Annotated in this window: 9 protein-coding genes; 1 reads left to right on the forward strand and 8 read right to left on the reverse strand. The window is 47.6% G+C overall.

Translation table 11 applies throughout. The features are described 5' to 3' along the window. Nucleotides 1–35 precede the first annotated feature (35 nt). Complete coding sequence (locus T3H97_RS17770) at nt 36–437, reverse strand: VOC family protein (RefSeq protein ID WP_328800425.1); 402 nt, start codon at nt 435–437, stop codon at nt 36–38. 115 nt (nt 438–552) lie between these two features. Further along, nucleotides 553–3,930 carry a DUF8508 domain-containing protein gene (locus tag T3H97_RS17775; protein WP_328800426.1) on the reverse strand — a complete coding sequence of 1,126 codons (3,378 nt, stop codon included), beginning with the start codon at nt 3,928–3,930 and terminating at the stop codon, nt 553–555. Nucleotides 3,931–4,113: 183 nt separating this feature from the next. Here T3H97_RS17775 and T3H97_RS17780 point away from each other — a divergent pair, with 183 nt between their 5' ends. After that, on the forward strand, nt 4,114–5,277 hold the full coding sequence (locus T3H97_RS17780) for an aminotransferase A (protein ID WP_328800427.1): 1,164 nt from the start codon (nt 4,114–4,116) through the stop codon (nt 5,275–5,277). Nucleotides 5,278–5,789: 512 nt separating this feature from the next. On the opposite strand, the gene T3H97_RS17785 is transcribed toward T3H97_RS17780, so the two are convergent. The 6 genes from T3H97_RS17785 to dapD form a co-directional block, all read right to left on the reverse strand. Continuing rightward, a complete protein-coding gene (locus tag T3H97_RS17785) occupies nt 5,790–6,863 on the reverse strand; it encodes an ABC transporter substrate-binding protein (protein WP_328800429.1) in 1,074 nt (357 codons plus the stop codon). Continuing rightward, entirely contained in the window at nt 6,860–7,681 is an 822-nt protein-coding gene (locus tag T3H97_RS17790) for an ABC transporter permease (RefSeq protein ID WP_328800430.1), read from the reverse strand. The genes T3H97_RS17785 and T3H97_RS17790 overlap by 4 nt, the downstream gene beginning before the upstream one ends. Beyond that, a complete protein-coding gene (locus tag T3H97_RS17795) occupies nt 7,671–8,483 on the reverse strand; it encodes an ABC transporter permease (RefSeq protein WP_272638572.1) in 813 nt (270 codons plus the stop codon). Before T3H97_RS17795 ends, T3H97_RS17790 begins: the two co-directional genes overlap by 11 nt. Beyond that, the gene (locus tag T3H97_RS17800; RefSeq protein WP_328800431.1) at nt 8,473–9,582 is read right to left on the reverse strand and encodes an ABC transporter ATP-binding protein; all 1,110 of its coding nucleotides are present in this window, start codon (nt 9,580–9,582) and stop codon (nt 8,473–8,475) included. Before T3H97_RS17800 ends, T3H97_RS17795 begins: the two co-directional genes overlap by 11 nt. A 75-nt stretch (nt 9,583–9,657) precedes the next feature. Continuing rightward, nucleotides 9,658–10,794 carry an N-acetyldiaminopimelate deacetylase gene (locus tag T3H97_RS17805; protein ID WP_068942451.1) on the reverse strand — a complete coding sequence of 379 codons (1,137 nt, stop codon included), beginning with the start codon at nt 10,792–10,794 and terminating at the stop codon, nt 9,658–9,660. A 181-nt stretch (nt 10,795–10,975) separates the two neighbouring features. Further along, the gene (gene dapD / locus T3H97_RS17810; RefSeq protein WP_013311259.1) at nt 10,976–11,689 is read right to left on the reverse strand and encodes a 2,3,4,5-tetrahydropyridine-2,6-dicarboxylate N-acetyltransferase; all 714 of its coding nucleotides are present in this window, start codon (nt 11,687–11,689) and stop codon (nt 10,976–10,978) included. Between the last annotated feature and the right edge of the window lie 168 nt (nt 11,690–11,857).

The raw sequence follows: 11,857 nt of genomic DNA on the forward strand, positions 1-11,857 counted from the left end.
ATGGTACTTCGTTCACTTAACCACCCTTACTTCTATTACTGCTCTGCCATATAAAAGAACTCCCACAGATGACCATCCAAATCCTGAAAGCTCCATCCATACATAAAACCATGATCTTGAGGTTCGTTCGAGGGCTTGCCGCCTGCTTCCAAAGCCTTGTGGACGATCTCGTCCACCTTTTCTCGGCTCTCTACCGATAAGGCAACAATCGCTTCTGTACTTTTTGTAGCATCTGAAATTTCTTTTGTCGTGAACGCTCTAAAACGTTCTTCAACCAATAACATGACGAAAATATGCTCACTAACAACCATACAGGTTGCATGTTCATCAGTGAACTGAGCGCTGAATTCAAATCCGATGGTAGTGAAAAAATCAATGGACTGTTGCAGGTTTTTAACTGGTAAATTCACAAAAATTTGTTTAGCTGTTACTCCCACGACATTTCACCTCTTCATTTGTAATTCATTCTACTTTATCATACTACCTCTCCACAAAAGATAACTTAACTATCGTATAAAGTCAATCAATCTGACATTTGTATAGTGAAGTCTCCTATTCCCAATGTAGCTTATCCAGTGTGCGTGATAATACAGCCGCTGCTTCTGCCCTCGTCACGGATGTAGCCGGGCCAAAACGGCCTTTCTCGTCTTCCTTCATAATACCTAGTCCAGACAAAGTCTTCACAGCCGGAGCTGCCCATGTAGAGATCTCCTGCGCATCCGATAATGATACGGATATACTTTCATTCACTTCTCCTGTATGTTCTTCTGTGTTCCCAGCGAAGCGCAAGGCTCTCTCTATGGTCACAGCCAGTTCCTCCCTCGATACCGGTGTATCAGGTCGGAAGCTTCCGTCAGCATAGCCATTGATCAGCCCGGCTGCTGCTGCGGTACGTACGGAATCCGCATACCACGATTCGATTTGAACGTCGTCAAAGCTCGTCAGCGTGCGATCTGTATGCTCCAGTCCAAGCACACGAACCAGCATCGCTGCCAGTTCAGAGCGTCGCACCTGCCCTTCTGGCTCAAAACGCACCTTCGCTAAATCCCTTTCACTAGTCGCATTCGCTGTAAATGCTGTTGGATCGGTCCCCGTCACAAGTAGGCGAGTCGCCAGCCGTGTAATATCCTGCTGCGCCCAATGGCCGGATATATCCATGAACGATCTGACTTCACCAGGAGCCCCGCCATCAAGCACAGCATAAGTCCCTCCCGAACGTCCATACACGATTATTTCCTCGCTCGCAGCGTGAAAAGGAACGGGGGTATATGATAGCTGTCCGGCTTGGTTGGTCGATACCTTCACTACAGCAAGCTGGTCTGCATCGACCGTTGCAGGAGCACGTAACAGATAACGTTCATACCCACTACCAGAGTCTCCGTTACCTGCCAAAAGCTGTTTCCGTCCATCCTCGTTTTTCAGCTCAGCGGCGATATCCAAAGCCTGTAACAGTTTGCGCCCTGTCGGAACATCCAAGCGTTTAGCCAGCTCTTCGTTCGAAGTGATGGAAAAACTCAAGGAAATTTGTTTTACAGGCACCTGCCAGGTATCAGCCAGTTTCTGAAGAGACAAACGACTTGTTGCTACTTCATATCCACCTTGTGGCGTTTCCACTCGAAGGGTACGAATACGGTCGTTCAAGACGGCTCCCAAAGCTTCCCCGCTTAAATGAACCTCGTACGTCCTCGTTTTTACTTGCTCCCCTGCACGGATCACAAGCGTACCCTTCGCGCCATTTTGAATGGCCTTTTGTATTTCAGTAGCCGTTACTTGAGCAACTGCCTTTTTCAGTCCGTTTTGCTCCACTCCGGTCATTACAGACTTGACTTGCACCACATTTGCACCAGACAGGCTGCTTCCATTGGGTTCACTACTGGCAGTCTGACCCTGTCCATTTACCGTTCCATTCACTTTACCGCTACTGCCATTTCCAGTGTTACCGTTTCCCTCGTTATCCTGCTGATCCTCATCATCATCGTCATTTCGGCCACTCCCACCATCAGTTGGTGGTTCTTCCGTTTTGCCCGGCAAATCTATTTGCGCAACCAACGGATCATGATCGCTTACCCGCCCGTCTGCCGCACTAAAGTCCGCATTCATATGAACGATATCCAGCACGGATGTCTTGCTCAGTGATGGGCTGACCAGCATATGATCTAATGTTTGCGAGTTACCTTCATAAACATAGGAGTACCGTTCCTTTTCATCCAAATTGTCAATCAGATTGGTCAATTCCTGCCCCCGTAGCAAAGCCAGCGTTTCAGAAAATTGAAAATCATTCAGGTCACCGAGCACCACCATATTGGCATTAGGGTTTACTTGCAGTACCGACTTTACAAAGCCATTCACAATCGTTGCAATCTTCGCACGCTGTATTTCGCTGCTTCGCACAGGTGGCTGAATTCCTCCAAATGGCGCTTGATCGCCCCCTTTGGAATTAAAATGGTTAGCGACCACAATCATCTGCTGGCCTTCAAACTCAAATTCAGCGGCCAACGGCTTGCGCGAGTCTTCAAATGACGCATTCAGGGGATCAATCCGACCCGGGTTGAGAGAGAGTCCCTGCACTCCATAAGTGACAGACGTAACTGAATCCCCCTTGGGCTTGTCGGTCAGCGTAACACGTTGCGGATTGTACAAGAAGCCAACACGGATGTTGCCACCGGGGGCACCGCCATCCTTATTATTTTCAGGGGCAATATCTGTAAAAGCGTATTCCGGGCCTCCATGAGCACGAATCGCCTCTATGAGCACACGGAAGCTTTCGGAAGCGTCTGTGGTGCCGTCATCTTTCTCACCGTTATTATCCTGTACTTCCAGCAATCCTATGATATCCGGATGATTCAAATTTACGGCGATAGCCTCCCCCAGCTGATCTATCCGTTTTCCATCACCGGGATCGAAGTTTTCCACATTAAAAGAAGCTACTGTCAGCTTACGATCATCGCGTATCAAACGCGTGTTGGTTGGCTGGAGGTCACCTGATACAATACCAGGCAGACGTTCTGGCAACAGCTTATAATTGCTAAAGCTATAGCTCACCACACCTGTGATAGGACCCGCAAAACGATCGCCTGTTTTCAAAGGAGCCGAAGGCTTCGCATCAATCAGAATCCGTTGCGGGTTCAGACTTCTTTCTGTCAGCATGAGTCCGCCCGCCTCCGTTACGACCTCACCTGTGTTTGGACCGTTATCAATTCGGACTGGAATTTCATAGCCATAAGGACCAATCACAGTGGCATCCTTCAACTCTACACGCATGCCTTCCAGGCTTTCGAAAAAGTCCAAGCCATCCTCCTGTGGATCAAACACCGTCATTCCGTCATTATCCACAACAGATGTCGGCATCACACGTCCCTGTTCACCTAGCAAAATTGGAGATGGCAATGGACGGTCATTGGCAATTATCCTAACCGAAGAAGCCACAATTTCTGTAGTCGTCAAGTCGATTGGCTTACTTGCATATGTTCTTTCCGTGTATTCCTTCACTGAACCGCTAACCCTTACCTCGTCCCCTACCTGTGCACCGTGACTAGGCTTGTACACTAAAATGGCCTCGGATGTTTTTTCATCCTGATCCACTTGATCATCCAACTCTTGGATATAGAAGCTGCTCCCCTTCACCATTGTGACAACGCCTTCAATATCCGCTACTTTTTGTCCTTCATATGGAGAACGGTGTGCTATCCCCTGTATATCGTGGATGCGAAGCTTTTTAGGAAAATAGACATCTGCATATACACTTGCCCCTACAGTTACGGGTGAAGGTTGTACCTCTTTTCCTGCAAAAGATGCAGGCTCTGCCGAAGCTTTTCCACCGGACAACCCTACCGGCCCTCCAGCTGAAAGCACCAATAAGACACTGAGCCATGTGATCCCGAACCTTTTTAATTTCGTGGGTAATATTTTTACTATGTATTCTTGTTTCATCAAAAGATACTCCCCCCCCCATTTTTACTTTGATTACGCTTACAAATATATTCATCTTTTAAGATACCATAAATTAGTCAATTTAGTACCTTAATTATGTAAAATGAATTCTTCTTGTCGTAGCATATTCAGATCAAATTATTGTAAACTTGTTCTAATACAGAAAAAGGTGGCACATACGCTATGGAGCATTTGCTTAACGATCAGGTTAAAAACATTCAAATCAGCGGCATCCGCAAAATCGCCAACAAAGTTGCCGCATTACCCGGAACCCTGTCATTAACGATTGGACAGCCGGATTTCCCTACCCCTGCGCATATTATGGAAGCTGCCCATCGGGCGATTAACGAAGGACGCACCTCCTATACACCTAATCCGGGACTGCCGGAATTACGAGAAGCCGCAGCGGCGTTTGTAGCCCGTAAATACGGCCTGAATTACCGTGGACAGGATGAGGTTATCGTAACGAACGGAGCCAGTGAAGCGCTGGATATTACCTTACGCACGATTTTGTCACCCGGCGATGAAGTCATTCTGCCTGTCCCGATCTACCCAGGGTACGAGCCATTGATCCGTTTGTCAGGCGGTATTCCTGTGTTTGCCGATACCCGCAGTAGCGGCTTCAAGCTCACGGCCGAGGTGCTGGAGCCTTATCTGACCGAACGGACAAAAGCAGTCATTCTCGGATATCCTTCGAATCCAACCGGACGAGTGATGAGCCGTGAAGAACTGGAAGCGGTCGCGGATTTACTGAAGGAACGCGATCTGTTTATCATTTCGGATGAAATATACAGTGAACTGATTTACGATACACCCCATGTGTCTATTGCAACTCTACCAGGTATGAGGGAGCGTACCATCGTCATCAACGGTCTGTCCAAATCACATTCCATGACGGGATGGCGCATTGGTTTTACACTTGCACCCGCTGAAATTACACAGCACATGGTCAAAGTCCATCAATACAACGTAACCTGTGCCAGCTCGATTAGCCAATATGCTGCCCTGGAAGCCATGACTGTTGGTGTCGATGATGCACTCCCGATGCGTGAGGAATACCGCAAGCGTCGTGATTATGTACATGGTAGGCTGATAGACATGGGTATCCCGCTGGAGAAACCCGAGGGAGCCTTTTACCTTTTCCCTTCCATCGCGCATTTTGGATTAAGCTCTATGGATTTTACCTTGAAGCTGCTGGAAGAGCACGGAGTGGCTGTCGTACCTGGAGATGCCTTTTCTTCCTATGGCGAAGGATACATTCGCTTGTCCTATGCTTACGGGCAAGATGTGCTGGAGCAAGGGTTGGATAAAATAGAGAGGTTTGTTAGGGGAATTGTGAGGAGTTAAGGTGGGGGAGGCGCTACGCAGTCCATTTGATCTTCCGATCGCTGTTGCTGGGGGATTCTTGGATTGGATAAAACATTCATAGGTAAGAATCCCTCAGCAAAGGCGAACGCTACCGCTTCTCCAGATTCAAATGGCCCGCTTCGCTCACTGCCCGCCTTAAAGTCCCTCATTCCGCTAACATATGTGGGAGACTAGGGTAAAAACATACTCACCCGCCTCGCGCGGTGAGTAAACAGAATAGGCCTCTGAGGCACCCCTACGGGTGGCTCAGAGGCCTATTCTTCCACTACTCCCACGGCTATCGGCGTAGGGATTCATGGGTGCGTAGCTTTAAGCATGGTGCAGCGGAGGGGGCGGAATGGTGCTGGACAAGCAAAGCGGTCGCCTTTAAATTCCGATTTTAACCTTTATACTTCAAATCATAAAAATCGGAATTTAACAGCGATGGTAAGCACCATCCGCCACCGCAGCGACCTTTAAAGCGCAAACCTGATTCACATGCACGCCACTCCCTACTTTAAATGCATTTTGAATTGCAGGAACAATTCATTGTAATGAGCGAGCATGCGCTTGCCCAGATTGTTGTATACTTCCAGCTTGTCAGTAATTTCAGATGGAGGATAAAAACGCTCGTCACCAGAGATATCTTCAGGCAACAATTTCTTTCCATCCTTGTTTGGTGTGGAGTAACCTACAAACTCGGCATTTTGGGCGGCTACATCGGGCTGCATCATGAAATTGATGAACTTATGAGCCGCATCCACATGGGTAGCGGTTTTTGGAATAACTATATTGTCAAACCACAGGTTGGACCCTTCATCTGGCACGATGTAATCGAGCTTCTCGTTCTCATCCATGATTTCAGACGCATCACCGGACCATACAACCCCCGCAGCAGCTTCCTCGTTTGCCAGCAGCATTTTAATCTCGTCACCGACAACCGCTTTGACATTGGGCGCTAATTTCTCCAACTTCGTCAAAGCCTGCTGCAAATGTGCCTCATTCGTATCGTTCAAGGAATAGTGAAGGCTGTTCAGTGACATCCCTACAACTTCCCTCGCACCATCAACCAACAGTAGATTATTACGTAGCTTTGGATTCCACAGACCGTTCCAGCTATGAAAATCAATGCCTTTCGTCAGCTCCGGGTTAAACACAATCCCGACGGTACCCCAAAAATACGGTACCGAGTATTCATTATTCGGGTCAAACGAAAGGTTTAGAAAATGAGAATCCACATGCTCCAAATTCGGCAGCTTGCTGTGGTCCAACGGGAGCAACAAGTGCTCCTGCTTCATTTTAGCCAAAGCATATTCCGAGGGAACCGCAACGTCAAACGAAGTTCCTCCCTGCTCGATTTTCGTCAGCATCGCCTCATTGGAGTCAAAGGTCTGATAAATGACGGTAATCCCCGTCTCCTTTTGAAACCGTTCCAGCAGCTCAGGATCAATGTAGTCTCCCCAGTTATACACCGTCAGTGTGTTACCACCAGAGTAGCCTTGACTGGAATTCAACCATGCGGCCACCCCCATCAGACCAAACGAGATGATGAAAATGGACAGAAACACGCGCACAAGTGACTTCATCTAGGCACCCCCATTTCTGTCGCAGGCTCTTTTTTACCATTACGATTCGCCTTGCGCATAATAAAGTAGTAACCCACCACCAGCAGCACAGTAAACAGGAAAATGAGCGTGGATAACGCATTGATGGACAAGGAAACCCCTTGACGGGCACGTGAGTATATTTCCACCGATAAGGTCGAATAGCCACTACCTGTCACAAAAAAGGTCACCGCAAAATCATCTAGCGAGTATGTTAACGCCATAAAGAAGCCCGCATAAATCCCTGGCTTGATAAAGGGTAGAATCACCTTGGTCAGCACATCCATTCGGCTGGCACCCAAATCACGCGCGGCATCGACCAGAGATGGACTCATTTCCTGCAACCGCGGCAAAATCATAATGACCGCAATCGGCACACTAAATGCAATATGGGATAATAAAACGGAGTAGAAACCCAGCTTAATCCCGACCATCGTGAACAAAATGAGGAAGGAAGCGCCAATAATGACGTCCGGGTTCACGATCAATACATTATTGAGCGACAGCATCGTGTTTTTGACTCGACGGTTCTGCATCTGATGAATAGCCAGTGCCCCCATGATGCCAATAATCGTAGCCAACGCAGACGACAGCAAAGCAATCACCAAGGTGTTAATGACAATAATGATCAAACGAGTGTCTGCAAACACCTCTTTGTAATATTGGAGTGTAAAACCTTCAAACTCATGCATCGTCCCACCACTGTTGAAGGAATAGTACATCAAATACAAAATAGGTGCGTACAACACGAGAAAAACAATCACCAAATAAATATTACCGAACCGGTTTTTATTTACCATGCCGCACCCTCCGTTTCGTTCCCGAGGTGAGCAGCATAATGATCCCCATCGCCAAAATCAGGAACACGGCAACTGTAGAGCCCATACCCCAATCCTGAGTAACCAGAAAATGCTGCTCTATCGCCGTCCCCAGTGTAATCACACGGTTACCTGCAATCAGGCGGGTAATCATAAACAGCGACAACGCTGGAATAAACACAGCCATGCAACCGGATCGCACACCCGCAAGCGTTAACGGGAAAATAACCCTGCGAAACGCGGTCCACTTGGAGGCTCCCAAATCACGGGCTGCGTCCAGCAATGAAGGGTTTAAACCTTCCAACGCGTTATAGATGGGCAAAATCATAAAAGGCACAAAAATATAAACCGACACAAACACAAAGCTGGAGCTGGTAAACAATAATTGCTGACCTCCCAACCCAACCATACCTAACACCGCATTCACCGGGCCATAGGTGCCAAATATCCCGATAAAAGCATACGTTTTAAGTAGCAAGTTAATCCAGGTCGGCAAAATAATGAGCAACAGCCACAGCTGCTTATGCTTGGTGCGTGTGAGCAAATATGCTGCCGGGTAAGCAACTAACAGTGAAAATACAGTGATCAGAAATGCATACCAGAACGAGCTAACCGTCATGCTCAAATAAACAGGTGTCAGAAACTGAGCATAGTTGTTGAATGTGAGATGACCATCCACATCAAATAGTGAATAGTAAAACACAAGCACAACCGGAGCTGCCACGAACAGCACAATCCATAAATAGTAAGGCAGCAGATACGCTGCTCTTGTATTACCGGACATGCTGATCCACCTCTTCATAGGCTTCCAGACGCCGATCAAATTCTTCTTCTGTTTCCCCAAACCGCATCACATGGATCGCTTCCGGGTCAAATCGCAGACCGATTTCACTGCCCAGCTCCGCCTTTTTGGTAGAATGTACGAGCCACTCCTGACCCGAATCATCATAGCAGCTTATTTCATAGTGAACACCTCGGAACAATTGGGTATCCACTTTTACACGTAGCTTGCCTTCAGCCACACTCGTAATCTCCAAGTCCTCTGGCCGGATCACAATTTCAATGGGCTCGTTCGGACGTAGTCCGCCGTCGACACATTCAAACTGTCGACCGTTAAATTCCACTTGGTAATCCGCAATCATCCGTCCAGGGACAATATTGGATTCGCCGATGAAATCAGCAACAAACCGATTAATCGGCTCATCATAAATATCATTAGGGGTACCACTTTGCTCAATCTTACCTTTGTTCATGACAAAAATTTCGTCCGACATGGCCAGCGCTTCCTCCTGATCATGCGTAACGAAAATAAAGGTAATTCCAAGGCGCTGCTGCATTTCGCGCAAAATGTACTGCATTTCTGTACGCAGTTTTAAATCCAGTGCAGACAACGGTTCATCCAACAACAGAACATCAGGCTCATTGACGATAGCCCGTGCGATGGCTACACGCTGACGCTGTCCCCCGGACATCTCGGAAATTTCCCGCTCGCCGTAGCCTTCCAGATTGACAAAGGACAATGCCTGTGTCACCTTATCCTGAATATCCTTTTTGTTCATCTTTTTGATCCGCAGACCAAAGGCTACATTTTCAAACACATTCAGATGCGGAAATAGCGCATAATCCTGAAAAACCGTATTGACCTGCCGCTCATTGGCTGGAACACGATTAATGAGTTTTCCATTTAAATAAATAGAGCCTTCTGTCGGCTCCGCAAAACCTGCAATCATACGCAGAATCGTCGTTTTACCACAGCCGGAAGGCCCCAGCAGTGTATAAAATTTACCACGCTCAATCTCAAAGCTGACGTCCGCCAGCACTGGGGGATCGTTGTCATATTGCTTGGTCACCCGTTCAAATCGGATGATGGTTTGCTCTCCCATAACACCCTCCTTCAAAAATTCGACTTCATTCCATTTCATTCTCTTCATTAAACTTATTTATTCAGGCCGTATCATTTACCCTTGTGACTTCCATGTAAAATAGTCTGTCAGCACACGAATGGCTACACCAATCGCTTCCTCCGCAGGCTCCAGCTTCGCATGATGCAAACCATAAGGCGTATCAACACCAAGCCAGAACATCAGACCGGGAATTCGCTCCAGAAAATACCCGAAGTCTTCTCCGGTCATCGCTTCTCCGCATTCAATAAGCTGCACATCCTGCCGATTACGGACCCAGTTCATAAATTCCTCGGTCACCTGAGCTTCATTGTACACTTGCAAATAGTTTGAGCCATAATGAATCTCGGCATGGCATTCAAATCCAGCTTCCACACCGCGTACCAGCGCTTCAATCCGTGATTTAACCAGCATCATTGTGTCGGCTGACAACGTTCGGATCGTACCCTCCAAACGGGCGGTTTCCGCGATAATATTCTGCTTCGTGCCTCCGCTAACCTTGCCCACGGTAATGACTGCTGCATCGAGTGGATTCACATTACGGGCTACAACCGTCTGTAATTGTCCCACCAGTTGGCAAGCAGCCACTACCATATCATTCGCCTTGTGTGGATACGCAGCATGCCCGCCCATACCCTTCAAGTCGATGAACAGCTCCGACGTATTGGCAAATAGGATACCCGGGCGAGTCGCAATTGTACCGACAGGATATTCAGGTGCAACATGCAGCGCGACAATTTCATCGGGTATCCAGTCGGCCAGCTCCGTGCTGTCCCGCATAGGCAAGGCTCCACCAGGTCCTTCCTCAGCCGGTTGAAACAGCACAACCAGATCATCCTTAATCGGATGGCTTGCAAAGTGAGTAACAATTCCCAATCCAATCGTCATATGTAAATCGTGTCCACAAGCATGCATATAGCCGGGATGGGTCGAACGGAAATCGTACCCTGTCTCTTCTTCAATCGGCAAACCGTCCATATCACAACGATATCCATAGCGGCGTTCAGGAGCCGTTCCATGAATGAACACTAACACGCCCGTACGCCATGTACGAATTTCCAGCCGCTCCTGAGGGAGCGTTTCCAAATAATCCAGCAAATATTGTTGTGTTTTGTATTCCTCAAAACCCGGTTCGGGAATTTGGTGTAAATCCCTTCGTATTTGGACAAAAGAACGATAGTCGACCGTACTCATTGCTACTACGCCTCCTCTTTATAGCTCATCAGCTCTTAGCGGGCAAAAGAACAAAAGGACAAAAGCCCGGCGCAGCCGCCGAGCCTTGTCCGTTGTGCTTCGTCCCTAAGTTATGCTGTCAGTGCATCATGCTTCTGACAAGGAATCGTTCACCTTTGGTACATAAAAAACTTTTGCCTTCTTACAGAACGCGCAGTTCTTTCAAAATCTCAGTTTTAGATTTGGTCTTATCATCGACCTGTTTGATCACACGTGCAGGTGTACCCGCCACTACGGAGTATTCAGGCACATCTTCAGTTACGACAGCTCCGGCTGCAACAACTGCACCTTTACCAATTCGCACGCCTTCCAATACGACCGAGTTCGCACCGATCAATACATCGTCTTCTACTACAACTGGCTGTGCAGATGGTGGTTCAATGACACCTGCCAGGACAACGCCTGCACCAATGTGGCACATGTTACCTACTTTAACACGACCGCCCAGCACAGCATTCATATCAATCATCGTGCCTTCACCAATGGTGACACCGATGTTAATTACTGCACCCATCATGATGACGGCGTTGTTACCGATGCCAACCATATCACGAATATATGCGCCTGGCTCAATGCGGGCATTGATGCCTTTCAGATCGAGCATAGGAACAGCAGAGTTACGGCGGTCATTTTCCACCACATAGTCTTCTTCTTTCGCATTTGCGCTATCCAGTACAGGCTTGATATCAGCCCAATCACCAAATACAACACCACTGTCTCCAGAAATAAAAGCTTGAACATTCTCGCCAAAAGATGCGGAAGCCAAAGCTCCTTTTACATATACTTTAACAGGCGTCTTTTTCTTGCTGTTTTTAATCACGTTGATGACTTCTTGTGTATTCATTTCGATGGACATAGTAAATCTAACAACTCCTTCATCGCTTCATACGACTTCGCAAGCCGGAATGATCTTATTCTCTCATCCTTTATAGCACAAAAGTGCAGGTCTCGCAATTATAGATTAGACCCTTATAGCTCTAACCTCACCCTTAAAATAACAATTTCCAGCGGCAAAACTGCCTTA

The organism is Paenibacillus sp. LX16 (assembly GCF_036252815.1).
In the GTDB taxonomy this organism is placed as follows: Bacteria; Bacillota; Bacilli; order Paenibacillales; family Paenibacillaceae; genus Paenibacillus; species Paenibacillus polymyxa_B.